General features: G+C 69.6%; 25 protein-coding genes. 14 read left to right on the forward strand and 11 right to left on the reverse strand.

The features are described 5' to 3' along the window. The first annotated feature begins 74 nt into the window (after positions 1–74). Complete coding sequence (locus tag DMH03_RS22575; RefSeq protein ID WP_125793915.1) at positions 75–680, forward strand: hypothetical protein; 606 nt, start codon at positions 75–77, stop codon at positions 678–680. A gap of 503 nt (positions 681–1183) precedes the next feature. Here the strand turns inward: DMH03_RS22575 and DMH03_RS22580 are convergent. Together DMH03_RS22580 and DMH03_RS22585 are read right to left on the reverse strand one after the other, a co-directional pair. Then, positions 1184–2146 carry a pseudouridine synthase gene (locus tag DMH03_RS22580; RefSeq protein WP_125793916.1) on the reverse strand — a complete coding sequence of 321 codons (963 nt, stop codon included), beginning with the start codon at positions 2144–2146 and terminating at the stop codon, positions 1184–1186. 142 nt (positions 2147–2288) lie between these two features. Beyond that, positions 2289–2684 carry a DUF5313 domain-containing protein gene (locus tag DMH03_RS22585; protein WP_125783940.1) on the reverse strand — a complete coding sequence of 132 codons (396 nt, stop codon included), beginning with the start codon at positions 2682–2684 and terminating at the stop codon, positions 2289–2291. Between the two features lie 104 nt (positions 2685–2788). Here DMH03_RS22585 and DMH03_RS22590 point away from each other — a divergent pair, with 104 nt between their 5' ends. Next, positions 2789–3232, forward strand: a complete 444-nt coding sequence (locus DMH03_RS22590) for a MarR family winged helix-turn-helix transcriptional regulator (protein WP_125794042.1) — start codon at positions 2789–2791, stop codon at positions 3230–3232. A 100-nt stretch (positions 3233–3332) separates the two neighbouring features. After that, a complete protein-coding gene (locus DMH03_RS22595; protein ID WP_125793917.1) occupies positions 3333–3764 on the forward strand; it encodes a DUF6292 family protein in 432 nt (143 codons plus the stop codon). Here DMH03_RS22595 and DMH03_RS22600 read toward each other — a convergent pair whose 3' ends face one another. Both DMH03_RS22600 and DMH03_RS22605 read right to left on the reverse strand, forming a co-directional pair. Then, positions 3765–4277, reverse strand: a complete 513-nt coding sequence (locus DMH03_RS22600) for a YceI family protein (protein ID WP_125793918.1) — start codon at positions 4275–4277, stop codon at positions 3765–3767. Beyond that, positions 4274–4870, reverse strand: a complete 597-nt coding sequence (locus DMH03_RS22605) for a hypothetical protein (RefSeq protein WP_125793919.1) — start codon at positions 4868–4870, stop codon at positions 4274–4276. The genes DMH03_RS22600 and DMH03_RS22605 overlap by 4 nt, the downstream gene beginning before the upstream one ends. A 111-nt stretch (positions 4871–4981) precedes the next feature. Between DMH03_RS22605 and DMH03_RS22610 the strand changes: the two genes are divergently transcribed. Further along, positions 4982–7708: an AAA family ATPase gene (locus tag DMH03_RS22610; RefSeq protein WP_125793920.1), complete on the forward strand. Its 2727-nt coding sequence runs from the start codon at positions 4982–4984 to the stop codon at positions 7706–7708. Here DMH03_RS22610 and DMH03_RS22615 read toward each other — a convergent pair. Then, complete coding sequence (locus tag DMH03_RS22615) at positions 7698–8384, reverse strand: thioesterase II family protein (protein ID WP_125793921.1); 687 nt, start codon at positions 8382–8384, stop codon at positions 7698–7700. The genes DMH03_RS22610 and DMH03_RS22615 overlap by 11 nt on opposite strands. Positions 8385–8592: 208 nt before the next feature. Here DMH03_RS22615 and DMH03_RS22620 point away from each other — a divergent pair, with 208 nt between their 5' ends. Beyond that, positions 8593–9483 carry a TIGR03854 family LLM class F420-dependent oxidoreductase gene (locus DMH03_RS22620; RefSeq protein WP_125793922.1) on the forward strand — a complete coding sequence of 297 codons (891 nt, stop codon included), beginning with the start codon at positions 8593–8595 and terminating at the stop codon, positions 9481–9483. A 273-nt stretch (positions 9484–9756) separates the two neighbouring features. Here the strand turns inward: DMH03_RS22620 and DMH03_RS22625 are convergent, their stop codons facing one another. Then, positions 9757–11277, reverse strand: a complete 1521-nt coding sequence (locus tag DMH03_RS22625) for an MDR family MFS transporter (protein WP_125793923.1) — start codon at positions 11275–11277, stop codon at positions 9757–9759. Positions 11278–11388: 111 nt separating this feature from the next. Between DMH03_RS22625 and DMH03_RS22630 the strand changes: the two genes are divergently transcribed. Genes DMH03_RS22630 through ligD form a run of 3 tightly spaced genes read left to right on the forward strand, consistent with a single transcriptional unit; the run spans position 11389 to position 14662 of the window. After that, positions 11389–12540: a DUF1015 family protein gene (locus DMH03_RS22630; RefSeq protein WP_125793924.1), complete on the forward strand. Its 1152-nt coding sequence runs from the start codon at positions 11389–11391 to the stop codon at positions 12538–12540. Positions 12541–12578: 38 nt separating this feature from the next. Next, positions 12579–13658 carry an ATP-dependent DNA ligase gene (locus DMH03_RS22635; RefSeq protein ID WP_199748971.1) on the forward strand — a complete coding sequence of 360 codons (1080 nt, stop codon included), beginning with the start codon at positions 12579–12581 and terminating at the stop codon, positions 13656–13658. Then, positions 13655–14662 (forward strand): non-homologous end-joining DNA ligase, encoded by a 1008-nt coding sequence (ligD, locus tag DMH03_RS22640; RefSeq protein ID WP_125793925.1) that lies wholly within the window; start codon positions 13655–13657, stop codon positions 14660–14662. Before DMH03_RS22635 ends, ligD begins: the two co-directional genes overlap by 4 nt. A gap of 61 nt (positions 14663–14723) precedes the next feature. On the opposite strand, the gene DMH03_RS22645 is transcribed toward ligD, so the two are convergent. Next, positions 14724–14990: a hypothetical protein gene (locus DMH03_RS22645; RefSeq protein WP_125783960.1), complete on the reverse strand. Its 267-nt coding sequence runs from the start codon at positions 14988–14990 to the stop codon at positions 14724–14726. Positions 14991–15092: 102 nt separating this feature from the next. Further along, the gene (locus DMH03_RS22650) at positions 15093–16109 is read right to left on the reverse strand and encodes a GTP-binding protein (RefSeq protein ID WP_125793926.1); all 1017 of its coding nucleotides are present in this window, start codon (positions 16107–16109) and stop codon (positions 15093–15095) included. Between the two features lie 375 nt (positions 16110–16484). Here DMH03_RS22650 and DMH03_RS22655 point away from each other — a divergent pair, with 375 nt between their 5' ends. From DMH03_RS22655 to DMH03_RS22670, 4 genes are all read left to right on the forward strand, one after another. Further along, positions 16485–17693, forward strand: a complete 1209-nt coding sequence (locus DMH03_RS22655) for a nitric oxide synthase oxygenase (protein ID WP_199748972.1) — start codon at positions 16485–16487, stop codon at positions 17691–17693. A gap of 88 nt (positions 17694–17781) precedes the next feature. Further along, entirely contained in the window at positions 17782–18288 is a 507-nt protein-coding gene (locus DMH03_RS22660; RefSeq protein ID WP_199748973.1) for a flavodoxin domain-containing protein, read from the forward strand. A 39-nt stretch (positions 18289–18327) separates the two neighbouring features. Next, complete coding sequence (locus DMH03_RS22665; protein ID WP_125783966.1) at positions 18328–18597, forward strand: DUF1905 domain-containing protein; 270 nt, start codon at positions 18328–18330, stop codon at positions 18595–18597. Next, a complete protein-coding gene (locus DMH03_RS22670) occupies positions 18598–19065 on the forward strand; it encodes a hypothetical protein (RefSeq protein ID WP_125793928.1) in 468 nt (155 codons plus the stop codon). A 334-nt stretch (positions 19066–19399) separates the two neighbouring features. Here the strand turns inward: DMH03_RS22670 and DMH03_RS22675 are convergent, their stop codons facing one another. Continuing rightward, positions 19400–20920, reverse strand: a complete 1521-nt coding sequence (locus DMH03_RS22675; RefSeq protein ID WP_125793929.1) for an exo-alpha-sialidase — start codon at positions 20918–20920, stop codon at positions 19400–19402. Between the two features lie 189 nt (positions 20921–21109). Here DMH03_RS22675 and DMH03_RS22680 point away from each other — a divergent pair, with 189 nt between their 5' ends. Continuing rightward, positions 21110–21694: a hypothetical protein gene (locus DMH03_RS22680; RefSeq protein WP_125793930.1), complete on the forward strand. Its 585-nt coding sequence runs from the start codon at positions 21110–21112 to the stop codon at positions 21692–21694. Between the two features lie 42 nt (positions 21695–21736). Here DMH03_RS22680 and DMH03_RS22685 read toward each other — a convergent pair whose 3' ends face one another. Together DMH03_RS22685 and DMH03_RS22690 are read right to left on the reverse strand one after the other, a co-directional pair. Beyond that, positions 21737–22435 (reverse strand): Crp/Fnr family transcriptional regulator, encoded by a 699-nt coding sequence (locus DMH03_RS22685; RefSeq protein WP_125793931.1) that lies wholly within the window; start codon positions 22433–22435, stop codon positions 21737–21739. Positions 22436–22485: 50 nt separating this feature from the next. Further along, positions 22486–23910: a PLP-dependent aminotransferase family protein gene (locus tag DMH03_RS22690; RefSeq protein ID WP_125793932.1), complete on the reverse strand. Its 1425-nt coding sequence runs from the start codon at positions 23908–23910 to the stop codon at positions 22486–22488. Here DMH03_RS22690 and DMH03_RS22695 point away from each other — a divergent pair. After that, positions 23909–24805, forward strand: coding sequence for a DMT family transporter (locus tag DMH03_RS22695; RefSeq protein WP_125793933.1), 897 nt, complete (start codon positions 23909–23911; stop codon positions 24803–24805). The two genes, DMH03_RS22690 and DMH03_RS22695, sit on opposite strands and share 2 nt — an antisense overlap. Positions 24806–24840 lie beyond the last annotated feature (35 nt).

The raw sequence follows: 24840 nt of genomic DNA on the forward strand, positions 1-24840 counted from the left end.
GACGGTTCGCGCTCGTACAGTCGCAGCCTGGTCCTGGTCTGGACCACCGCCGCCCTGAGTGCGCAGGAGGCAGGATGCGGAGACGACTTCGGACCGCCGGGGCGGCCACGGCGGCCGTCCTCGGCCTGATGGCGTCGGCGATGCCGGCGAACGCCCAGGTCGGAACGGGACCGTGGACGGCGGAGAACCCCTCGTTCAACGTCCAGGAACGCGGGTGCGGAAACGTCGACGGGCTGAATTTCGAACTGACCTGCTCCACCGGAAGCGGGGACCAGCGGGCCGAGCGGCGCTACGTGACCTACACCGGCGGCACCAGGCAGTTCGAAGGATCGTTCCGGATCACCAGCATGGCGGGCAGCCGGATCAGCCTGAAACAGACCTTCCGCGACGCGCCGACCGCCGGGCCGTACTTCATGCTCGCGGTCGAACGCGGCGGGCGGCTCTACGCCGTCCACGGCGGGGACACCCTGGGGAGCGGCGCGACCGTCGGGACGTCCGTGCGGGTCAACACCGTGCACCAGGTCGGGAGCACGCACAAGGTGTACATCAACGGTTCGCTGAAGCAGACCGTGAGCAGCAGCAGCGGCAGCTACTACGACAAGTTCGGCGCCTACCGGACGGCCAGCGGCGCCGGACCGGTCAAAGTGACCTGGAGCGGGATCAAGTTCTGGCGTAAGTGAGGCGCCGGCCCCCGTGGGTGGTTAGTGGCGATTCGGGTTCTAACAGTCCTCGCCACTCACGAGACGCGAGGATGAGTGGGCGGCTCGTTCAGTGCTTCCGGCGGTCCGGCGTCGAGCTCTTATGTCGTGAAGGGCCCCTTTGAGACCTTCAACGTCTCAAAGGGGCCCTTCACGACATCCCCACGGACCGTGACCACTCACGCAAGCGTCTGACTGGAAGTCCTTCACGGACTCGAGCCTGAGAGCAACCGCAGCCGGAACCCACATAGGTATCTAAGACACCCTTGCCCCTAACCCGAATCGCCACTCACGAGGGCTTGCCCGCCTGAGTACATGAAGGACCCCTTCCTTGCGCCTAGGTACAGGAAGGGGTCCTTCATGTACCTCGGCAAGGTGTGAAGGTCGAGTTTCCTCGGCTGAGCCGAGGGAAGGGGGCCTTCACGGACCGGGGCCTGGCACCGACCGCAGCCGGAACCGCGTGGGTACCTAAGACACCTTGGGTTCTAACCCGAATCGCCACTCACGACTCGTGCCGGACCTTGGCGCCACGAGTCGAGATCCGTCCACGCTTCGAGTGTCCGCTTGCTTTCGAACCGGCGGCGTTCCCCGGTGACCGGATCGGTGAACTCGAGGACCCTCGCCAGTAGCTGCAAGGGCTCGGTGAAGTCGTCGAGCGGGGTTTCGGTCAGCTCCGGGTAGAAGTCGTCGCCGAGAATCGGCAATCCGAGGCCGCTCATGTGCAACCTGAGCTGATGCGTGCGGCCGGTCGCGGGGATCAGGCGGTAGCGGCCGAGGCCGTCGCGGTGCTCGATCAGCTCGACGCGGGTTTCGGCGTTGGGCGGCCCGCCGACCTCTTGCGCGGCGATGACCCCGCGTTCCTTGACGATGCGGCTGCTGATCTCGCGCGGCATCACGACGTCCGGATCGTACCGCGCGATCGCCTCGTATTCCTTGTGTACCAAGCGGTCCCGGAACATGGTCTGGTATTTGCCGCGAAGTTCGGGGGTGCTCACGAACAGGATGAGCCCGGCGGTGACCCGGTCGAGCCGGTGCGCGGGGCTGAGCGCCGGGAGGTCGAGTTCGCGGCGGAGGCGGACCAGCGCGGTCTGCAGAATGTGCCGCCCGCGCGGGATCGTCGCGAGGAAATGCGGTTTGTCGGCGATCAGGAAATGCTCGTCGCGGTGCACGACGGAGATCTCGAACGGGGCCTCGACCTCGTCGGGCAGGTCCCGGTGGAACCAGATGAACGAGTCCGGCACGAACGGCGAATCGACGCCGAGCGGCCCGTCCAGCCCGACGATGCGCTCCTCGCGGAGCATCTCCACGATCCGCTCGGGCGCGACCCGGGGGAGCCGCTCGACGAGGTGCTCGCGCAACGTCGTCCACGGTCCCTCGGCGGGCATCTTGAGCCTCGCGGGGTCGAGCCCGTGACGGGGCGGGAGCGGCGGGCGGAGCTTGCGTCTCATCACCGCGCACTCTAGTCGCGACCAGGTGAAGTCTCGTCCGGCCTGGTCTCGGGCAGCTGCCGAGGTGTCGCGAAAGTGGCTTTCGCGACACCGGCATCTGAGCTCTCGAGGCACCCAATGGCACGCGACTGGCCGCGAAGGCTTATCCGGCCTGGTCCCGGTACCGCGCGAGGTACCGCTCGGTCACGTCGGCCTCCGCGATGGCGGTGGCCTCGGCGCGGGTCCGGCGGCCGATGCCCGGCGGGAAGCCGTTCTTGGCGAGCCGGTGCTCGATGCTCTCTTCCATGTACGCCATCGAGTAGAAGTACGCCACGAGCGCGGCCATCAGCACGATCGCCAGCCGCAGGGTGAGCGGGCCGGGCAGGAGGAGCCATACCGCGCAGAGCGGGGCGATCATCACCGTGCTGCGGGCGACGTGCCGCCAGCGCCAGCTTCCGGTGGTGGCGTCGTGGAGGATCCAGTCGTGGTAGCGCTCGGGCAGCCTGCCGCCGAGTGAGTACCACAGCCAGCGGAACACGTCCGGGCGCTTGCGGGGCATCGGGCGACTCCTTCCGTCGATGCTCTCACAGTACACTAATGATTAGTACGCTAAACATTAGCGTCACGGCTAGGATCGGCGACATGAACTCGGAGGGGCCGGAGATGAAGTCGATCGATCTGGGCGACGATCCGCTCGCGTTGGAGCGTCAGGTGTGTTTCGCGCTGTCGGTCGCGTCGCGCAGCGTCATCGCCATCTACCGGCCGCTGCTGGAGCCCCACGGGCTCACCCATCCGCAGTATCTGGTCATGCTGGCGCTGTGGGAGCGGGGCCCGCAGGCGGTCAAGGATCTGAGTGTCGCCCTGCGCGCCGAGCCCGCGACACTGTCGCCACTGCTCAAGCGGCTGGAGACGATCGGTTACGTCACGCGCAGGCGCAGTGCCGAGGACGAGCGGTTGCTGACGGTCGAGCTGACGGAATCCGGTCGCGCGTTGCGCGCGGAGGCGGAAAAGATCCCGTACCGCGTCGTCGAGAAGCTCGGCATGGAGGTCTCCGAGCTGGAGGCGCTGCACAAAGCCCTGACTCGCGTCATCGAGGCCACGGCTTGAGCGAACCGAAACCGTGGCGTGACGAAATGAGGGTGTGAAGCCGCGCCGGGGTGGGTAATTCCCGTCACGCCAACTCAAAGTGACAGGAAGATGAGGGACCGTGACCACCTCGACCCCCGCGCCCACGGAAGCAGGTCTGGAGCTCGTGACCAGGCTGAACGCCTACCTGGAAGACGTGGCCGCGGCGCTGGGGATACGGAGGGATTCGTGCACGGTCGACCTCGCCGGCCCGGTCGCCGCGCGGATGAGGCTGAACTGGCGTCTTCCCGGCTTCCCCGAACGTGACGTCGACCTGATGTGGCACGAGGAGCACGGTTGGTCGGCCGCCGTGGCGACGCATTCGGACGACGACCACCACGTCGTCGTCGCGTACCTCGGCGGCCGCACGGTCGCGTCGCAGCCGCGGCTGGTCGCCCGGTTCGCCGAAACCCTGCGCACCGGCGAACACCAGGACTGCTGGCCCGGTCCGCCGACGTTGCGTACCGCCGGCGGACCGTCCGCGCTGGCCAAGGAACTCGCCGCCTGGGCTTGATCACCCGGGCGGGGCGAGGACCACGTCGAGAGCGATCGTGATCTCCGCGCCGATCAGGAACCTCGGCGCGCGGACACCGAGCGACCGCCGGTCGAAGACGGCACCGGCGAGCACCCGCCAGGTGCCGTCGCCGTTGTCCTCCGGGCCTGTCGCGGTCACCGTGAGGGGACAGGATTCGCCTCGCGCGCCGAGGGTGCCTTCGACCGACCACTCGCCCGGGCTGCCCTTGATCCGGTCCGCGGCGAAGGTCAGCACGGGATGCGCGTCGATCGCGAGGAGACCGGGTTTGCGCAGGTCGGCGTCGCGTTTGGCGTTGCCGGTGTCGATCCTGTCGAGGTCGAGAGCCGCTTCGACGGCGGTGACGCCGCTTCCGGAGACGCGCACCGAGCCGAGGCTGACCGGGATCGAGCCACGGACCACGCGGAAACCGAAGTTCCGGACGGTGAACGCGGCCGATGTCCGTTCGGCCAGCACGGTCCAGGTGCCGACGCGCGCGGACGTCCCGGCGGTCATCGCGGCTCACCCACCAGACCGGGCGCGGGCAGGGACGTGTGGAGCACGCGGTGGACGTCGATCCGGTCCGGGCCGGGCAGCAGCGCCTGGTCCTCGCCAGGCAGCAGTTCCGTGCTCATGACCGTCTTCTGGACGGCTTCCATCGCCTCGATCGACTCGGTGAAGCCGAGGACGAGACGAGACCTGTCCTCGGCGGTCAGGACGTAGAAACCGGCGATCCCGCCGAGTCCCTGAACGGCGGGCCGGATCCGCTCGCGTCCGCCGAAGTCGGCGGCGTCGGCCTCGGCCCGGGTGAGTGGCCGGTCGAACCAGGTCGCCTGCGCGATCCTGGGCTCGGCCGTGCCGCTTTCGACGTCGGAGACCTCGTAGACGCGGGCGTCGAAGGTGCCGGGGGTGCGGTGGTCCCCGGCGGCGAGCGCGGAGCCGCGGTCGCGCCACAACGCGACGACGAGCCCGGTCAGGCCGCCGATCTGGGCGAGGGTGCAGGTGCCCGGCGAACCGGTGCCGGGGTGGAGTTCCGCGGCGAGGGCGTGGCCCCAGCCTTCCGGCTCGTCGGCGTGCGAACGCCGGAACTGGTGAACGGTGGCGTACATGGGCTTTCCTTTCCGTCTGACGTGCCGACTCTGCGCTCCCGGCGGTGTCCGGACATCAGTGCCAGTACGCAGGGCGGTACGGAATCGGGCGCGGAGCGCGATACTCCTTCCGTGAACCGGGAACCGTTCGTGGGCAGGGTGGGCGAACTGGCGAGCCTGCGCGGCAGGCTGGCGGACGCCGCCGCGGGCTCCGGCGGGCTCGTGCTCGTCTCCGGGCCGCCAGGGATCGGCAAGACCCGGCTGGTCGAAGAGGCCACGGCCGCGGCGTCCGCGGTCGTGTGGGGCCGATGCGCCGACGATCCCGGAGCGCCGCCGCTGTGGCCGTGGCGGCGGGTCGTCGAGGCGCTGCCGTCGGTCGATTCGGCGGTGACGAGGGCTTTCGCCGAGATCGACGGCGCCGCCGACGTCCAGGCCGCGCGGTTCCGGTTGGTGGCCGCCGCGGCGGACGCGCTGGTGGCCGCGGCGGAGCCGTCGGGACTGGTCGTCGTCCTCGAAGACCTGCACTGGGCCGACGAGGCGTCCTTGCGTCTTTTGCGGCATCTGGCGGGGGAGTTGCGGCGTTCGAAGCTGGCCGTGATCGCGACGCATCGGGACACCGGGCACACGCCCGCACTGGACGCCGCGCTGCCGGATCTCCTGCGCCGTCCGGGCACACGCGGTATTTCACTGCCGCCGTTGGCCGAGCCCGACATCCGGGCGCTGCTCACCGAATTGGCGGGGACGAAGCCCGCCGAGGAGGAGGTGCGCGAGGCGCATCGCCGCTCCGGCGGGAACCCGCTCTATCTCGGCGCGATCGCGCGTTCGGCGGGCAGATCGGAACTGGGACACCTCGTCCGTGCCGCGGTGGCGGCGCTCGAACCCCAGGTGCGGCGGCTGCTCGCCATCGCGGCGGTGATCGGCGAAGACGTCGAAGCCGCTCTGCTCGCGGAGGTGTCCGGCCTGCCGCTCGGAGAGGTCGTCGACGGGCTCGACCGAGCCGCGGGGGCCGGGGTGCTGGGTGACGGCCGGTTCGCGCACGCCGTCGTCCGCGACGGGATCTACGCGGATCTGGGCCAGGCCGAGCGGGAAGCGTTGCACGGCCGCGCCGCCGCCGCGCTCGAGGAGCACGCCCGGCGTGATCCCGCGTTCGCCGGAACGGTCGCGGGGCATTGGCTGCGTTCGGCGTCCGCGCCGGAGAAGACGGCGGACTGGGCGGCGCTCGCGGCCGCCGAAGCGAACCGGGCACTGGCCTTCGACGAAGCGGCGCGCTTTCTCGCGATCGCGCTGGACGCCCGTTCGAAGGCCGGACTGTCCGAAAGGGACCGTGCCGGGCTGCTGCTCGATCTCGCCGTCGCCGAATACCGGTCCGGCCGGTTCGCGCGAAGTCTCGACCACGCCCGCAGCGCCGCCGACGCCGGGCTGGTCGCCGAAGCGGCACTGGTGGTCCGCGACGTCGCGGCGCCGGATCTCCTGCCCGGCATCCGCGACCTCGCCTCACGCGCACTCGCCGTGGACGGGGTCGACAAGACGACGCGGGCCCGCCTGCTGGCGCACAGCGCGTCGGTCGAGGCCGACTACGGCCGATTCGCCGAAGCGGGGAAACTCGCCGACGACGCCTTCGCACTCGCTGAAGAGTCAGGCGATCCCGAGGCACTGGTCGACAGCCTCCGCGCCCGGATGAAGGTTGCACCGGACAAGCTGCCGTCCTCCGAGCGGCTGCGGCTCGGGGCGCTCGCGGTGGACCTGGGCACGCGGACCGGGCAGCCGCTGGTCTCCCTGTGGGGTCACAAATGGCGGATCGACGCCGCGCTGGAGGACGGGCGGATGGCGCTCGCCGACGACGAACTCGTCGCGGTGACGACACTGGCGCGGTTGACGAGACTGCCGCTGATCCGCTGGCACGATCTGCGGCTGCGCAGTTCGGTGCTGGCGTTGCGGGGAGATCTGGCCGAGGCACGCGAACTCGACTTCGCGGCGGAGGAGCTGGCCGACACCGAACTCGCGGACGACTTCTCCGCGAAAGGGATGTCCTACGCGTTCCGTATCCAGCTCGTCCTGCTCACGGGTGATCCCGGCGAGCTGCGAGGCGACTACGCGAGGTTGCTGGACCGGGCCCCGCACCTGCCGGTGACGCTGGTTTCGCGGCCGTTGCTGAGTCTGCTCAAGGGCGACCTCGACGAGGCGAGGGTTCGGTACGAGCAGCTGGTACCGCTGGTGCGGAGCCCGGAGTTCGCGCTGCACAGCACCGGCGCGCTGCCCAACCTCGTGCCGCTGGTCGAGGCCTTCCACGACGTCGAGATGGCGGAGTACCTGTTGCGGCGCCTGGAAGAGGTGCGGCCGATCGTGTCCGGCGGCGCCGGCGTCTTCTGCGCCGGCTCGACCTTGGAACAGCCCGCCAGGCTCAACGCCGTTCTCGGCCGCCACGACGAAGCGGTGCGGCTGTACGAGCGGGCCATCGTCGTCAACGAAGGCATCGGCGCCCGGCCCGGTGTCGCCCAGGTGCGACTGCTGCTCGCCGAAGTCCTGGTCTCCCGAGGCGACCTCGCGCGTGCCCAAGACCTCGCGCGCGAGGCCCTCGACGAATTCCGGCGGCTGGCCATACCGGGGCAGCTCGCGCGGGCCGCGGCGCTGCTCGACCGGATCCGCGCCGGACGCCGAGCCGCCGACCCGCTCACCGGGCGGGAACGCGAGATCGTCGTCCTGCTCGCCGACGCGCTGAGCAACCGCCGGATCGCCGAGAAGCTGGTGCTTTCCGAACGCACGGTGGAAAGCCACGTCCGGAGCATCCTGGCGAAACTGGGCCTGGCGAACCGGACCGAGGTCGTCGCGTGGGCGAGCAGGGAAGGCCTCAGGGACTGACGGTCAGCTTGCCGAGGATGCGCGCGACGACGGCGTCGAGATTGGCGTCGAGGAAGAAGTGGCCGCCCTCGAACACCTCCATCTCGAACGAGCCGGTGGTGTGCTCTCGCCAGTTTTCGACGTCCGGCACCTCCAGTACCGGGTCCGCGTCCCCGGTGAACGCCACGAGCGGGCAGCTCACGTCGGAGCCGGGCCGGTACCGGTAGGTCTCGACGGCCTTGTAGTCGCCGCGCAGCGCGGGCAACGCGAGCGCGCGGATGTCCGGATCGTCGAAGATCGACGCGTCCGTGCCGCCGAGCCTGCTGACCTCTTTGAGGAACGTGTCGTCTTCGGCGAGATGGTGTGAGGTGTCCTTCCGCACGTCCGGACCGCGGCGGGCCGAGACGAACAGCACCGCGGGGACGAGGCCACGCGTTTCGAGCCGGCGGGCGACCTCGAACGCGACGATGGCGCCCATGCTGTGGCCGAAGAGGGCGAAGGGTTTCGGGAGCGCGGCGACGACGTCCACCAGCTGCTCGGTGAGGACGTGCAGATCGTCGACCACCGGCTCGCCCATCCGGTCCTGCCGTCCCGGGTACTGCACGGTGTGCACCTCGACGGTGGGTGAGAGGGCCGCCGAAAGCGAACGGTACGCGCTCGCCGATCCACCCGCGTGCGGGAAGGCGATCAGTCTCATCTCGGCCGAGGGCGCCGGATGAAAGCAACGCGTCCAGCGGCGAAGATCCTGCCCTGCCATCGAAAGTCCCCCAATCCGCGCGCGGACGGCCCACGCGACACTGGAATGTACGGGGGATTCGCGGGGCGAGTCCATGCTTGTGCGGGGTTCTTCACGTGGGAACACTGGACAACGGCCCGCATCCCGGGCCGGTCAGAAGGGAGCGAGTGTGGCGGAGGACCTGAAGATCAGGGTCGGTGCGGGGCTGGGGACCGCGACGGCGGCCGAGGAGTTCGGTGCCGCGGTCGACCTGCTGGAGCGGGCGGGCGTCGATTCGCTCTGGCTGCCCGAAGCGGTGTACTCGCCGAGAATCGACCCTGTCGTGGGGCTGACGCACGCGCTCGCCCGCACCGCGAAACTGAAGGTCGGCACCGGGGTGATGGTGCTGCCCGGCCGTGATCCGGTCCTGGTCGCCAAACAGCTCGCCTCACTCGCCGCGCTCGCACCGAAAAGGCTCCTCCCGGTCTTCGGCCTGAAACCCGCGCGTGACGCCGAACTGTCCTTGTTCCCGGTGCCGCCCGGACGCCGCGCCGCGGTGTTCGACGAGTCGTTGCGGCTGATCAGGGCACTGCTGGAACAGGAAGAGGTGACCTTCGAGGGCGAGTTCTTCCGCGTCGAGGGCAAGGGGCTCGGCATGCGCCCGGTCAAACGCCTCGACCTTTGGCTCGGTGGGAAGGCGCCCGGCGCGCTGCGCCGCGTCGGAAGGCTCGCGGACGGCTGGCTGGCCAGTTTCCTCACGCCGGAGGAAGCGCGCGCCGGCCGCGAGGCGATCCAGAAGGCCGCCGCCGAGGCGGACCGGGAGGTCGAGGCCGACCATTTCGGCATCAGCCTCATCGTCGCGGAGGACGGGATCCCGGACGCGTTCGCGGCTTCGGTCGCGGCACGGTCCGACGCGGACCCGTCCCGGCTGATCGCGGGCAGCTGGAGCGCCGCCCGCGACCTGATCGCCGAGTACATCGACGCCGGGCTGAGCAAGTTCGTGCTGTACCCGGCCGGGACGGAGCCGATCGAGCGGTTCGTCGAGAACTTCGTCGAGCACGCCGTGCCGATGCAGAACTGAGTGGGTCACCGTGGTCGTGAGTGGCGATTCGGGTTCTAATGACCCGTAAGGCAAACGTGTCGCGTTCCTGGGCGAGGTCAGTGGTGGGGCGAAGGCTCCCTTCGCTGCGTCTGATGCGGTGAAGGGCGCCTTCGGGCCTGGACGGCGGCAGCGACTCCTGAGTGAGCCCGCGACACTCCTTGCGTGATCTCGCGTGGGGGTCGTGAGTGGTAATGAGCGTTCTAACGCTCATTACCACTCACGACCCACTGGACCGGCGCACCACCTCACGCGCTAGTCGAACTTCAGCTCTTCGGTGCGCCGCGGCATCAGCAGCAGCGCGCCGACGCTGAGCACGGCGACCACCAGCATCGCCAGGAAGACGTGGTGCGTGGCGTCCGCGAGGGCGCCGCGCACGAACGTCGTCGTCGGGGTGTCCGGGCCGTGGCCCTCCAGGACGATGCTGGTCGCGTCGACGCCGGACGGCAGGCCGGTGACCCCCGCTGGCGGGCTGGCGAAGCGGCTCGCCAGGGTGGCGTTCGCGATCGCGCCGAAGATCGCCACGCCCACGGCGCTGCCCAGCGAGCGGCTGAACATGTTGGTCGCGGTGACGACGCCGCGGCGTTCCCACCCGATCGTGGACTGCACGGCGATCAGCGTCGGGCTCGACGCCAGGCCCAGCCCCAGCCCCAGGACGAACGCGGCCGCGGCCGCCAGCCAGATCGACGAACCCGCCGCCAGGAACACGGTGAGCGCCGCGCCCGCGATGACGATCCCGCTGCCGATCAGCGCGGTGTCCCGGAACCCGATCCGCATGTAGATCCGGCCCGCCAGCGACGCCGAGATCGGCCAGCCGACGGTGAGCGCCGCCAGCGCGAATCCGGCGACGAGCGCGCCGGTGCCGAGAACGCCCTGGGAGAAGGTCGGCAAATAAGACGTGAGGCCCATCAGCAGCATGCCGACCACGACGGCGACCAGGTTCCCGCCGATCAACGTCCGTTTGGTGAAGATCCACAGTGGCAGCACCGGTTCCTCGGCCCTGCGTTCCACGAACACGAAGGCCACCAGCAGCACCGCGGAGGCGGCGAAGATCCCCACGCTCGGCGCGGACGCCCAGCCCCAGGCGACCCCGCCTTCCAGCAGGCCGAGGATCAACAGCGAACAGCCGAGGGTGAGCAGCGTGGCACCGGTGTAGTCGATGCGGTGCGAGCGGCGTTCGACGCGCTCGCGGAAGTTCCGGAACAGCATCCACGCCGCCAGCGCGCCGAGCGGCAGGTTGATGAAGAAGATCCAGCGCCAGTCGAGGTACTCCGCGAACACGCCGCCCAGCGTCGGCCCGACCACCGACGAGATGGCCCACACGCTGGCGAGGTAGCCCTGCACCCTGGCGCGTTCCTCGACGGTGTACATGTCGCCGACCATGGTCAGCGCGATCGGCTGGATCGCGCCCGCGCCGATGCCCTGCACCGCGCGCGCCGCGATCAGCACCGGCATGCTCCATGCCGCGCCGCACAGCACCGAGCCCAGCAGGAACGCCGCGATCCCGAAGAACATCACCGGCCGCCTGCCGAGCACGTCGGCGAACTTGCCGTACAGCGGAACGGTGACCGCCTGGGTCAGCAGATAGATCGAGAACAGCCAGGGGAACTGCGAGAACCCGCCGAGATCGGCGACCACCGACGGCACCGCCGTCGCGATGATGGTCGAGTCCAGCGCGATCAGGCCGGAACACAGCATCACGGCGATCAGGACGGGGCCGCGTTCGGAGCGGAAACCGACCCCTTCCTTCGCGGTGACCGGGGCCGGGGGCGTCATCTGTGGCGGTCTCCTCGGGCTCATGAAGGGGGTCAACTACTTCGCATGGGTAAGCATTCCATGGAGACGCCCGGTCATGGGACCGATTTTTTCCGTGAGCTATCCCGCAAAATGGATCGGATGAGCACCTGGATCCGCCCGATCGACCGTGGCTGGGTTGTCCGCGACACCGTCCCGGGACCCGACGTCGACGAGTTCGCCGACCCGGACCGGGTGGCCGCCGCGCTCGCCGACGCACGTGGCGACAGTCTGCTGGCGGTCCAGCATCCGGCCAGGACTCCGGCCGCGCTGGCGGGCGGCCTTTCGATCGAGGCGGCGTTGCCGCAGGCCAGGGCCACGTTCGAACGCATCCGGCAGCGGCACTACCGGCCTGTCGCCGACGTCGTGGCGCCGTATCGCATCGACGGGCCGGACGGGGTCGCGCTGGGCGTGCTGTGCCTGGTCGACCCGGCAGCGGTCCGGGACGACGGGGTGACGCGGGTCCGGCACACCGAGGACGTCTATCCGGACGTCGTCGAGGAACGGGCCGCGATGCTCGCCGGGCTCGGCGTCGCCACGAGCGCGGCCATGCTCGTCCCCGCGACCGGCGGCCGTGGGCTGACCGCGCTGATCGAACGGCTCTGCCGCGGGCAGGCGCCCAGCCTGTCCACAGTGGACGCCGCGGGCCGTGAGCACGAACTGTGGCTCGCCGGTCCCGGCGAGGGCCAGTCCGAACTGCTGGCCGCACTGGACGAGATGGATCTCCTGGTCGCGGACGGAAATCACCGCGTCGCGGCCGCCGCGAAATCGGGGCGCGGCGCGTTGCTGGCACTCGTCACCGGCGGACCGGCGCTGCGGATCGGCCCCATCCACCGGGTGCTCGCCGGCACCGGATTCGATGAGGACACGCTGGCCCGGCGATGGAAGGAGGCGGGGTTCGACGTCCATCCCGGACGGCCGGACCCGCCGGCCGAGGAGGGTGAAATGACCGTGCTGGCGGGCGATTCAGCCTTCCGGGTGGTGCTCGGCAAAGCCGGCGGTGACCACGCAGTGGTCGAACAGAAGCTGCTCCGGGGGGCACTCGGCGTCGATCCGGAGGGGCCGAACGTGCGGCCGTTGCTGCCGGGCGCGCCGGTGCCCGAGGACGCGGACGCGGTATTGCTGCTGGCCCCGGTCCCGTACGCGCAGGTGCTCGCCGTGCACGCGGCCGGGTCACGGATGCCGAGGAAGGCCACCTATTTCACGCCGAAACCGCGCAGCGGGCTCCTGTTGGCCGAGCTTTGAGCCGCGCTTTTGTCGGTGGCCCGGCCTAGGATCACCTCGTGGAACTGCCCGTGATGCCGCCCGTGAAGCCGATGCTGGCCAAGGCCGTGCACGAACTGCCGCGCACGCCGGGGCTGCTGTACGAGCCGAAGTGGGACGGCTTTCGTTGCGTGGTCTTCCGCGACGGTGACGAGGTCGTGCTCGGCTCGCGCAACGACAGGCCGCTGACGAGGTACTTCCCCGAACTGGTGGACCTGCTCAAGGACGCGCTGCCCGAGCGCTGCGTCGTCGACGGCGAGATCGTGCTGGTCACCGAAGGCGGGCTCGACTTCGAGGCGCTCCAGTTGCGCCTGCATCCGGCCGCGTCCAGGGTGACCAAACTGGCCGCGGAGACGCCGGCCAGTTTCGTGGTGTTCGACCTGCTCGCCCTCGGCGACCGGGATCTGACGCCGGAGCCGTTCGAGGAGCGGCGGAAGCTGCTCGAAAGCGTCGTCGACACGAAGTTCGCGCGGGTGCATCTCACCCCACTGTCCGAAGATCCCGACGTCGCCCAGGACTGGTTCACCCGCTTCGAGGGCGCGGGCTTCGACGGTGTGATGGCCAAACCCGCCGACGCACCGTACGAACAGGACAAACGGGTGATGTGGAAGGTCAAGCACCAGCGCACCGCGGACTGCGTCGTCGCCGGATTCCGGTGGCACAAGGACGGCGTCGGGGTCGGGTCGCTGCTGCTCGGGCTCTACAACGACGAAGGCGTCCTGAACCACGTGGGCGTGGCCAGCAGTTTCACCGCCGCGAGGCGTCGCGAGCTGGTGGACGAACTCGCGCCCCTGCGCGAGAACGCGCTGGAGAACCATCCCTGGCGCGAGTGGGCCGAGGCGCACGAAGAGGCGGGCGGCCGCATGCCGGGCGCGGGCAGCCGGTGGGCGCCGAAAAAGGACCTGAGCTGGGAGCCGGTCCGCATCGAGTGGGTCGCCGAGGTCCGCTACGAACACGTCGAGGGCACGCGGTTCCGCCATGGCGGGCGGCTCGTGCGCTTCCGCCCGGACCGTGAGCCGGCCTCGTGCACGTACGCGCAGCTCGAAGAGGTCCCGCCCGCCGAGCTGGCCACCTTGTTCACCGAGCTGGGGGAAGCATGAAAGCGGAGCCGGTCACGCTGGACCTCGACGGCGTCGAGTTCACGGTGTCCAATCCGGGCAAGGTCTACTTCCCGGAGAACGGCGAGACCAAATTGGACCTCGTCGAGTACTACCGCGCCGTTTCGGGGCCGCTGCTGGCGCAGCTCGGCGGCAGGCCACTGCTGCTGGAGCGCTATCCGGACGGCGCGGGCGGGAAGTCGTGGTTCCAGAAACGGGTCCCGAAGAACGCACCGGACTGGCTGACCACGACGGTGGTGTCCACCCCGAACGGGACCACTTCGGACGCGCTCGTGGCGAAGGACCTCGCCCACGTCGTCTGGGCGGTGAACCAGGGCTGCCTCGGCTTCCACGTCTGGCCGAACCGGGCCGACGCGCCGGACATCAGCGATCAGCTGCGCGTCGACCTCGACCCGTCGCCGGGGATCGGTTTCCCCGAATTGCGGCACGGTGCCGTCCTGACGAAGGCGCTGCTCGACGAGCTGGGCATCGCCGCGCAGCTGAAGACGTCGGGCTCGCGCGGCCTGCATCTGTACGTGCCGTTGGAACCGAAGTGGGACGGCTACGAGGTCCGCGCGGCCGCCGTCGCGCTCGCTCGCGAACTCGAGCGCCGCCATCCGGAGGAGATGACGGCGCAGTGGTGGAAGGAAGAACGCGGCTCGCGGGTGTTCGTCGACTTCAACCAGAACGCGCCGCACAAGACGGTGTTCGGCGCGTGGTGCGTGCGGCCGCGGGTCGGCGGGCAGGTGTCGACGCCGATCGGCTGGGACGAACTGGACACCGTCGAGCCGGACGAGCTCACACTGTCCACTGTGCCCGCTCGGCTCGCCGAACGCGGAGACCCTTGGGCGGGAACGAAACCGCAGTCGATCGAGCCGCTGCTGGAAATGTCGCGAAAGGACATGGCGAGCGGGCTCATGGACGCGCCTTGGCCGCCCGTCTATCCGAAGATGCCGAACGAGCCGCCCCGCGTCGCCCCGAGCCGGGCGAAGAAGGACAGCGTTTAGTCCTCTGAATGCGGTAGTTGCCCGCGCAAGTACCGCATTCAGAGGACTAAACGCGCGGGGGTCAAAGCGGCAGGTCGAAGGCGAGCTGGGTGTGCACGGCGGGTTCGGCCTTGCGGGTGGACCGGTGGCTCGGCAGGGTCGCGGCGCAGCGCGGGCACGGGGCGACGTCGGTGCCCGTGAGATCCACCGGCGTCCACAGGCGGGATTCCTTTTCCCCGCAGGCGGAACGCCGGTAGCGGAGGTCTTCGGAGCGGGTCATCAGGTGCGCGGCGGGGGAGTCCTCCGGCAGCGCGCCGACCAGGTACCAGCGTCCGGCGGTGTTCGTCATGGAACTGTCCTCCCGATACAGGTGGTCCAGCTCGAGATTCCTTCCGCAGGCCAGTGTCAACGAGACTCGCCGCGATTCCCGGTATTTCGGCCTTTCGGCGTGTCAGTCCGGAATGAACCGCAGGACGCGCAGCATGCCGCGCTCGTCGACGACCTCGGGATCGTCCGCGACGCACTCCTGGAGACGCGCGGTGACGGCCTCGGTGTCGATGCCTGAGCCGATCAGCACCAGCTCGCTCCGGCGCGGCAGGCCCGACGGCCACGCCGACCGTTCCAGCTGGATGAACGAGCCGACCGTGTGCAGGCCGAACCGGGACTGCTCGCCATTCGGGCCGAAGTCGAGGAAACCCTTGATCCGGTAGAGCCCGCCGGGACGCTGTTCGAGGAAGTCCATCAGCCGCCGCGGGTCCAGCGGCCGTTCGGCGGTGAAGGCGACGCTGTCGTACGCGGTGTGGAAGTGGTGCTCGTGGTCGTGCTCTTCCTCGCGCAGGTCGTCGAACGACAGCTGCCCGGCCCGTTCGCGCGGCCGGGCGTCGAAGAACAGGGTCGGGTCGATCCGGCCGTGGGAGGTCGCGATCACCGGCGTGCCGGGTGCGATCTCGTCGATCGTGCCGCGCAGTTTGGCCAGGGCGTCCTCGTCGGCCCGGTCGGTCTTGTTCAGCACGACCAGGTCGGCGAACCCGAGGTGTTCGTCCAGTTCCGGATGCCGCTTCCTGGTCGCCTCGAACTCGGTCGCGTCGACGAGTTCGACCAGTCCGCCGTAGGCGATGGCGGGGTTCTCGCTGGCGATCATCAAGCGGATGAGGTCACGTGGTTCGGCGAGTCCGCTGGCTTCGATCACGATGACGTCGATGCCTGCCTCGGCCTCGGAAAGCTTGGCGAGCATGGCGTCGAGGCCGCTCGCGTCGACGGCGCAGCACAGACAGCCGTTGCCGAACGACATCATGGTGTCGACCTGGCCCGAGACGGCCATCGCGTCGACCGCGATGCTGCCGAAGTCGTTGACCACGACACCGATCCGCGCGCCCTGCCGGTTGGCCAGCAGGTGGTTGAGCAGGGTGGTCTTGCCGGAGCCGAGGAAGCCCGCGACCAGGATGACCGGAATCCGCCTGTCGACCACGATTTTCCTTTCCGTCGGAGCTTCCCGCACTCTAGCGACGGCGGACGCAGGGCAATACACCGGTCCGGGGAAAGAACAGAAGAGCCTGCGGATGAATACGCTCGAAAGAGTGATTAATGACGATCGTAATCCGATCTTGGGTGAGCGTGATCATTTCGTCCGGCGCAATTCGGTGAATCTTCCGCGAAGTCGCAGGCAATTCCAAATATTGTCGTCGGCAAGCTTTCTGCCTGCGGAAATGTCAGCGCGGACGAAGCATCTGCCATTTGGTGGATCGTGGCCTTCTTTCGGTGGGGTATCGTCTTTCGTCTGGTCCGGACCCGGCCGGCTCGCCGTGCGGGCAAGATCCTCCGGGCATTTCCGAGTGCAGGAGGAATGGTGATCGTTCCCGCCGCCGGTGCCGGCGTCGAATTCGGAGAGTGGGAGGCCGAGGTGGCGACGGCCTCCATGCGGGTGACGGATATCCCCCGCTTGCCTCCGGAGGTGGTGTCGCGGGAACGGAGCGTGGACCCGGCCGAGGCGGAGGACTTCCTCCGGCTCTTCCACGCCGAAACGGACGGCGGGACCGCGGGGCTTGGCGAGCGGCTCGACCGGGTCCGCGCCGAGATCCACGCGACGGGGACGTACCGGCACACCGCGGCCGAGGTCGAGTTCGGCGCCAGGGTGGCCTGGCGGAACTCCGCGCGGTGCATCGGCAGGCTGTACTGGCAAGGGCTGAAGGTGCGGGACCGCCGTGACGTCGTCGGCGCCGCCGCCATCGCCGAGGAGTGCGTCGCCCATCTGCGGGAGGCGACCCGAGGCGGCCGGATCCGCTCGACCATCACCGTGTTCGCCCCGGACGGTCCGGCGGGACCCGGCCCGAAGATCCACAACGAGCAGCTGATCCGCTACGCAGGCCATCGGCTCGGCGACGGCTCGGTGCTGGGCGATCCGCGCCACGCCGACTTCACCGAAACCGTCCAGGAGCACGGCTGGCGCCCGCCTGAACGCAAGGGTTCCTTCGACGTGCTCCCGCTGCTCATCGAGTCCGAACCGGGGGAGTGGCGCCTGTTCCGGCTGCCGTCGGACGCAGTGCTGGAAGTCCCGCTGTCGCATCCCGACCACCGCTGGTTCGCCGGGCTCGGACTGCGCTGGCACGCGGTGCCCGCGATCAGCGACATGCGGCTGGTCATCGGCGGGATCACCTACCCCGCGGCGCCGTTCAACGGCTGGTACCTCGCCACCGAGATCGGCGCGCGCAACCTGGCCGACACCGACCGCTACGACCTGTTGCCGGTGATCGCGGACCTGATGGGGCTGTCGACGAAGTCGGAACGCACCCTGTGGCGCGACCGCGCGCTGGTCGAACTGACGCTGGCCGTCCAGCATTCCTTCGACGCGGCGGGTGTGACCGTCGCCGACCACCACACCGAATCGCGGCGGTTCCTCACGCATATCGCCAAGGAGGAGCATGCGGGCCGTCGGTGCCAGGCGGACTGGAGCTGGATCGTCCCGCCGCTGTCCGGCGGGCAGACCGCCGTGTTCCACCGCTACTACGACGAACCCGATCCGGCCGCGAGACCGGCGTTCCTGCCTCCCGGGTAGCGCTCCGACGGGTGAAGAGGTGAGCCGAATGCGGCGTGTCGACGGGCCGGACGGTGGCACGGATAGCGGCCGCGCGGAGAATGGCGGCATGACCGCAGTGCTCGTCGCCCACGCCGGCAGATCCGGTGGGACAAGGGAGATCGCCGAGGTGATCGCCGCCGAACTGCGGGAAGCCGGGCTGACGGCCGATCTGCTGGACGCGGCCGAAGTCGACGACGTCGAACCGTACGGCGCGGTGATCGTCGGGAGCGCACTGCACCACCGGCGCTGGCGCCCCGAGGCGGTGCGGCTGCTCACCGAACACGAAGAGGCGCTCCGGAACCGTCCGGTGTGGTTGTTCCACAGCGGTCCCTGCGGGCCGCTCGCCGCGGGCAAACGGGTGAGCTTGCCCGCGGGGGTCGCCCTGCTGGCCGCGAGGATCGACGCCGAGCGCACGGCCACCTTCGGCGGCAGGCTCACCCCGGCCACCGCGAGCGGCCTGTTCTGGAAGATCATGGCCGCGGGCCCCTGGGCGGGCGACTTCCGCGACTGGCCGTCGATCCGGGCCTGGGCCCGCGACGTCGGCCGCCGCGTGCGCATCCGCGTCACCCTTTGAAGTACCGGTTTCGCCGGTGGCCTGTCGTACGATGCCTTCATGGACAAACGGTTCACTGCGAAGCTGCTCAAAAGCCCGGAGAAGGGCGGCTGGACGTACGTCGTCATGCCCGGCTCCGCCGAGTACTTCGGTACCAAGGGGCTGGTGAAGGTCCGCGGGACCATCGACGGACATCCGTTCCGGAGTTCGTTCATGGCGCTGGGCGACGGCACCCACAAGCTCCCGGTGAAGGCCGATGTGCGCAAAGCGATCGGCAAAGAAGAAGGTGACACGGTGGACGTCGTCCTGCTCGAGCGGCTCGAGGGCTGAGTGGCCGCGGAGTGGAAGCCGTCCCCGGTCATCAAGATCTACGAGGCACTCGGCGCGGTGGCCGACGGCCGGGTCGAGATCGACGGTGACACGGCGCGCGTCGCCTCGTCGGACAAGGCCAAGACGTACGACGTCCGCCACGATCCGGCCGCGGGGTCGATCACGGCCAACGACAACGGGTCCTACTGGCAGGGCTACCTCGGCTACCCGGGCATCGCGTACTTGATGGAACGCGGCCTGCTCGCCTACGACAGCGGCCTCACCGCCGGGCTGGCAGGCGTGCCGTGGAAGGAACTCGCCACCCGGTACCGCAACGACTGGGCGAAGGTGGAGAAGCACGTCCGCGACGACCTGGCCGACAAGGGCGTCGATCTGGACAAGTTCGACGCCGGGCTCGCGGAGATTTCGAAACGGTTGGAAGCGTTGGCGCTCACCAAGCTTTCCCCGCGGCTGCGCCCGCCCAAGTGACTTTTTGAGTGGTGCGACGCACCACCGGCAGGTGCTGGCGCACTGCGCCGGACGCCGACGTCACGGTGGTCGCAGCGTCACCAGGATCGCGTCGGCGGATAGTGAGGGCCTCCTTCACTACCTTCAGGGTAGGCAAGGAGGCCCTCACTGCCAGCTGGCTTGCCTGTGCGAGGTGACCCACGCGCCGCCCTACCCGCTGCAGAACGACGGGGGTTCAGCCGCGGGAACTTCGCACTGAAGTACATGATGGCCCCCTTCCTTGAGCTAGGCGCAAGGAAGGGGGCCATCATGTACTTGAAGCAGTGCCGGTACCGCATGGGGTGGCCCAGGTTGCTCAGCCGCAGTGTTCCGACGGGCTGTTGTACGTCGTCCCGCCCGCGGAACCGCCCCACTTCACGCATTTGCCCGCGGCGGACGCCCGCACCGGGCCGGCGAACCACGCGAACGATCCGGAGTCGGTGATCCGGGAAGACCCGGCGACCTCGAGGTAGGCCGACGTCGCGGTCGCGGTTCCGGCGGATGCGCTTTTCATCGTGCTGACACAGTTCTGTCCGTTGGAAGCGTTGTAGGACAGGTAAACCGTGCCCGCCGTCCCGAGCGGTTCCGAGTCGATCACGCTGTATCCGCCGCCGCACACCGGGGCTCCGAGCGTGGTCTCGGTGACCGTCGAGAAGCGGATGGTCTCGTTGGCATTGCCCGCCGGGCCCGCTTCGTACAGCACGCCGACCGAACCCGAGGACAGCTGCACCATGTCGGAGTACGCGGCGTCGCCGCTCCACACCAGCGTTCCGGCGGAGTTGCCCTGCCAGTTCGCGCCCTCGTCGAAGGAAGACCGGACGACGAGTTCCTTGCGGCGGTCGCAGACCGACGGCGCGGCGAACAGGATCCGGTTGTACTTGCCGGCCTTGTCGGTCGCGGTCATCCGTGCGGTCGAAGCCTGCACCACCGGGGTGATCAGATCCTCTTCGAAGGTGAACTTGGTGGAGAAGCTCGCCCCACCGTCGGAGCTGATGGCGTAGGCGCGGTTCTTCGCGCCGCCGCTGAGGCATTTGTCGCCGTTGTTGGCCTGGTTCCGCGCCGCGGCGTAGACCCGGCCGTCGAGCAGTTCGGTGACGCTGATTTCCTGCGGGTTCAGCGCGGCCGACAATGCCGGAGTGTCGGTGGCGCCGCGCTTCCACGTGACACCTTGGTCGTCGCTGTAGACGAGCGCGCCGCTGTTCTTGCCGTCGATGGTGTAGCTCATCCCGGCGACGATCCGGCCGGCGTGCGCGCCGCGGGTCAGCACGATGCCGTGTGACGGGCCGGTCGCGAGCCAGCCCGGCGCGGAGTCGAACCCGAGCTGGGTGGTGAGTACCTTGGGCGCGGTCCAGGTCTTGCCGTGGTCGTCGCTGATCGAGACGCGCGGAATCCGGTTGCAGTCGGGGTTCTTGACGCATTCCATCACCGAGAGCAGCACGATCCGCCCGGTGGACGGGATCACGATCGGCGTCGGATTTCCTTTGGTGTCACCGAAACCTTCGATGACGATCTTCGGTGCGCTCCAGGTCCTGCCGTTGTCCGCCGAGCGTTTCACGACGAGATCGATGTCGCCGCTGTCGTTGCAGAAGCTGGCGCCGCCGTTGCGGCCTTCGGCGAACGCGAGCAGTTCGCCGTTGTTCGCCTTGACGATGGCGGGGATTCTGAAGCAGTCGTAACCTTCTGTTTTCTCTTTGTACACCAACGTGTTCCCGACCGCGGCGGCGGAGATCCGGTCGCCGGTGTCCGGGGTGGCGAGAGAGGTGGCCGGGGATGCGCCGACCGCCGCGGTGGCGACGAGAGCCGCGAACAGGCCCTGTGCGACGCGGGAGATCTTCACGGGAGTGCTCCGTCCTGGATTCGATTCCGGGTGACGGGACATCAGGGTCCTTCCGGCTCGTACAGCCGTCGTACAAGGCGCGTACAACCCGGTTTCGCCTTCTGTGTCAGGTGACGCAGAACGACGGCGGTTTCCCTGCCAAGCTCGTTCCTGTCGGACACGGCGCGAGATCGGAAGGGGGAGGGGCCGATGAAGGTGTTCGATCTCGAGGGGCGAGAGTGGACGGTCGATCGCCGGTTCGCGCCGTGGCGCCGGTGGGTCCAGCCGATCGCGGGACTCACCGGCGGTTACCGGCAGCACAAGCTCACCGCGGACTGGAAGTTCCCTGCGGACGACAGCATGGAGGAGCCCGAGGGAGAATTCGTGCACAAGGTGGCCCGCGGACTGTTGGGAACGCTGGCCGTCGTGGAGATACTCGTGCACGTTCCGGTGTACGTGCTGCTGGGTCTCCTCCTACTGCCGTTCCTGGCGTTGGAACTGCTGTGTCAGGGCGTCGCGGGTTCCTTCGCGCGGATCGTGCGGTGGTTCCGGAAGGCGCCGGCGCGGGTCGACGTCGCCGGATGGCACAAGGAACATCGCAGCCTCGCGTCGCTGACCATCCTCAAAGTGCGCGACGATCTGGCGGCCCCGCTGGTGGCCGAGTTGAGCGGCTTGCTCCGTGGACGCGTCATGTTCGATCCCGGTGATCCGGCCGTGTACGAGGTGCTCACCCGATTCGACGTGCGGGTGGAACGCCATCGGACCTTGCTTCGTCGGAGATCCGTGCACCGATGAGAGGGAGACGCGTCGAACGGCACTTCGGCCTGCCAAGGCGGCTCAGTGGTCGTCGGGTGCCAGCTGCCTGAGGTCGTTCAGGCTCCTGACGACGAGCCGCTGGCGGCCGGTGCTGAGCAGTCCGTCGGCGCGCAGGGTCCGGAGGGTCCGCGCGACGGCTTCCCGTGACGCGGACGCGAGTCCCGCCAGGTCGCGCTGGCTGATCCGCAGGGCGATCAGGATGCCTTCGGGGACGGGCACGCCGTACCGCTCGGCGAGATCGACCAGGATCGCGGCGATGCGTTCGGCGGCGGTGCTGTCCCCGAATTCGGTGCGGCGCGAGTTGGCGTAGCGCAGGCGGGAGGTGATGATCCGGAGCAGGACGACGGAGATGCCCGGCTGCCGGCGGAGCACGGAGTTGAACGCCCGCGAGGACAGCCACAGCCCGGTGACCGGCTCGACGGCGATCGCGGTGGCCGAGCGCAGGCTGCCGTCCATCGACGCCATCTCGCCGATGATGTCGCCCGGATCGCGGACGGCCAGTACGGCGTCGTAGCCGCCGGTGGACACCGACGTGATCTTGACCCGCCCGGTCATCAGGATCAGCACCCAATCCGACCGGTCACCCTCCCGGATGATCACCGTTCCCGCCGGATACCGGCGCAGTTCGGCCTCGGCACGCAGCGCCTTGCGCTGGCCGTCGTCGAGCAGTTCCCAGAGCCTGCCGGGTGGGTCGTGCGGCTCCGCCGCCGGCTGTGTCATGCCTTCTCGTCGCCTCCGTGCGCGATCGTACGAGCAGGCCCGGCCGGGCGTTAACCGGGGATCTCTTGGTATGCCTGGGAAAGGCGCTGGATGCCGTCGCGCAGCTGCGCGCCTGTCGCGGCGCTGACGTAGCTCAGCCGCAGATAGGGCCCCGGCGCCTCGGCCGCGAAGTACATCCGGCCGGGGGTGACCGCTACTCCGGCACGGAAAGCGGCGCTGGTCAGCGCCACTTCGTCGGCGAAAGCGGGGAGCGGCTGCCACAGGTGATAGCCCCCGGTCGGGACCGGGACGGCGGTCCAGGACGGCAGGAACTCCCGCACTGCCGAGACGGCGACGTCGCGGCGTTCCCGTAGCGCGGTGGCGAGGGTCCGCAGATGGCGCGACCAGGCGGGAGAGCTCACCAGTTCGAGCGCGGTTTCCTGCAGTGGCCGCGGTACGAAGAAACTCTCGACGGCGTGGAGCCCGCGCAGCCGCTCCAATGCCGGGCCGCGGGCGGCGAGCGCGCTGATCCGCAGGCTCGGTGACGCCGGTTTCGTGAGCGACCGGATGTGCACCACGACGCCGTCGGGGTCGTCGGCCACGAGCGGGGGCGGGGGAGCCGGGCTGCCGGGGTGCGCCATCAGCCGGGCGAAGTCGTCCTCGATGACGAAGGCGCCGGAGTCACGGGCGATCCGCAGGACCTCGGCACGGCGTTCGGCGGACAGCACCGCGCCGGTCGGGTTCTGGAACGCGGGCTGGCAGACGAACAGCCGCGCGCCGGTGTCGCGGAAGGCGTCGGCGAGCAGTTCGGGCCGGACGCCGTCGCGGTCGATCGGCACCGGGACCGGCCGCAGCCCCGAGGCCCGCGCGATGGCCAGTACCCCCGGATACGTCGGGGATTCCACCAGCACCGGCGCGCCGGGGGCGCAGAGCGCGCGCAACGCCGTGGTCAGCGCGCTCTGCCCGCCTGAGGTGATCAGCACGTTCTCGACGTTCACCGGGCTGCCGATGTCGCGGGCGAACCAGGCCCGCAGTTCGGGCAGGCCACAGATCGGCGGCCGGGCCCACGCGCCGGGGCGGCGTCCGGCGCGGGCCGAGGCCGCCGCGAGTTCGCGTTCCGGCTGGAGGCTCGGATGCGTGTAGCCGCCGTTGAGGTCGATGACTCCCGATGGCGGGTCGCTCAGCGCGGCGAGCACACCGCTCGCGTCGATGGCGCGGGCGCCGGATTGGGAGCTCAGCGCCACCTCCTGCCACGACACGTCGCCGGTCACCGCTACCTCTCGGGGTGGCGGGGCACGGAAGACGCCGGCGCCGGGACGGGTGATCACCAGGCCTTCGGCGGCCAGTGCGGCGATGGCGCGTGACACCGTCACCGGGCTCACTTTCAGCTGCCGGACCAGCTCCCGGCTGGAGGGCAGCTTTCCTTCGATCGGATAGCGCTCCAGCTCGGACCGCAGCTGTGTGGCCAGGCTGGTGACGCTGCTACCATCGGACATGAGACTGGATGATAGCGCTATCGCGGACCGGGCAGTAGCGGTCCGCTCCGGGACCGCGTTGGCGGCGCTGGGGGTCCTCGCCTTCTCGTTCACTTTCCCCGCCACCGTGTGGGCGCTCAAAGGCTTCGACGCGTGGACCGCCACCGGGCTGCGCAGTGTCCTGGCCGCGCTGGTCGCCGGTACTTGTCTCCGCGTCTTCCGGGTCCCGCTGCCGAGCCGCGATCAGTGGCGTGGCCTTGCCGTGGTCGCCCTCGGCTGTGTCCTCGCGTTCCCGATCCTGACCACGCTCGCGTTGAAGACGTCGTCCACGGCGCATTCCGCGGTGGTGATCGGGCTGCTCCCGCTGGCCACCGCCGTCATCTCGTCGAGGCTGACCGGGCACCGGCCGTCCCGCCGGTTCTGGCTCGCCGCCGCGGTCGGCGCGAGCGCGGTCGTGGTGTTCACCGTCGCGCAGAGCGGCGGTGGACTGTCCACAGCGGACCTGTTCCTGTTCGGCGCGCTCGTGCTGTGCGCGTTCGGGTACGCCGAGGGCGGCAGGCTGGCCAGGGAAATGGCGGGCTGGCACGTGATCGCGTGGGCGCTGGTCCTCGCGCTGCCGGTCACCGGCGCGTTCGCCGTGGTCGGGCTCGCGATCGAACCGCTGCACGTCACGGGCGAGGGGATCGCCGGCCTGCTGTACGTCGCGCTCATTTCGCAGTTCGGCGGGTTTTTCGCCTGGTACCGGGGAATGGCCGAGATCGGCGTCGCGCGGGCGAGTCAGTTGCAGCTCGCCCAGCCGCTGCTGACGCTGGTCTGGGCGGTCCTGTTGCTCGGCGAGCACCTGCCGGCCGCCGCGCCGGTGACCGCGTTGATCGTCGTCGCCTGCATCGTGGTCACGCAACGGTCCCGCGGCTAGATCACCGTCGCGAATCCGCCAGACCGCGGGGCCCG

This window comes from Amycolatopsis sp. WAC 01376 (assembly GCF_003947415.1).
Lineage (GTDB): Bacteria > Actinomycetota > Actinomycetes > Mycobacteriales > Pseudonocardiaceae > Amycolatopsis.

Coding starts and splice junctions, on each gene's coding strand:
- DMH03_RS22685 (WP_125793931.1), bottom strand. CDS start 22,435: ATGACACAGCCGGCGGCGGAGCCGCACGACCCACCCGGCAGGCTCTGG.
- DMH03_RS22660 (WP_199748973.1), top strand. CDS start 17,782: ATGACCGCAGTGCTCGTCGCCCACGCCGGCAGATCCGGTGGGACAAGG.
- DMH03_RS22630 (WP_125793924.1), top strand. CDS start 11,389: ATGGATCGGATGAGCACCTGGATCCGCCCGATCGACCGTGGCTGGGTT.
- DMH03_RS22615 (WP_125793921.1), bottom strand. CDS start 8,384: ATGAGACTGATCGCCTTCCCGCACGCGGGTGGATCGGCGAGCGCGTAC.
- DMH03_RS22655 (WP_199748972.1), top strand. CDS start 16,485: ATGGTGATCGTTCCCGCCGCCGGTGCCGGCGTCGAATTCGGAGAGTGG.
- DMH03_RS22590 (WP_125794042.1), top strand. CDS start 2,789: ATGAAGTCGATCGATCTGGGCGACGATCCGCTCGCGTTGGAGCGTCAG.
- DMH03_RS22605 (WP_125793919.1), bottom strand. CDS start 4,870: ATGTACGCCACCGTTCACCAGTTCCGGCGTTCGCACGCCGACGAGCCG.
- DMH03_RS22625 (WP_125793923.1), bottom strand. CDS start 11,277: ATGACGCCCCCGGCCCCGGTCACCGCGAAGGAAGGGGTCGGTTTCCGC.
- DMH03_RS22600 (WP_125793918.1), bottom strand. CDS start 4,277: ATGACCGCCGGGACGTCCGCGCGCGTCGGCACCTGGACCGTGCTGGCC.
- DMH03_RS22575 (WP_125793915.1), top strand. CDS start 75: ATGCGGAGACGACTTCGGACCGCCGGGGCGGCCACGGCGGCCGTCCTC.
- DMH03_RS22580 (WP_125793916.1), bottom strand. CDS start 2,146: ATGAGACGCAAGCTCCGCCCGCCGCTCCCGCCCCGTCACGGGCTCGAC.
- DMH03_RS22665 (WP_125783966.1), top strand. CDS start 18,328: ATGGACAAACGGTTCACTGCGAAGCTGCTCAAAAGCCCGGAGAAGGGC.
- DMH03_RS22645 (WP_125783960.1), bottom strand. CDS start 14,990: ATGACGAACACCGCCGGACGCTGGTACCTGGTCGGCGCGCTGCCGGAG.
- DMH03_RS22695 (WP_125793933.1), top strand. CDS start 23,909: ATGAGACTGGATGATAGCGCTATCGCGGACCGGGCAGTAGCGGTCCGC.
- DMH03_RS22585 (WP_125783940.1), bottom strand. CDS start 2,684: ATGCCCCGCAAGCGCCCGGACGTGTTCCGCTGGCTGTGGTACTCACTC.
- ligD (WP_125793925.1), top strand. CDS start 13,655: ATGAAAGCGGAGCCGGTCACGCTGGACCTCGACGGCGTCGAGTTCACG.
- DMH03_RS22680 (WP_125793930.1), top strand. CDS start 21,110: ATGAAGGTGTTCGATCTCGAGGGGCGAGAGTGGACGGTCGATCGCCGG.
- DMH03_RS22690 (WP_125793932.1), bottom strand. CDS start 23,910: ATGTCCGATGGTAGCAGCGTCACCAGCCTGGCCACACAGCTGCGGTCC.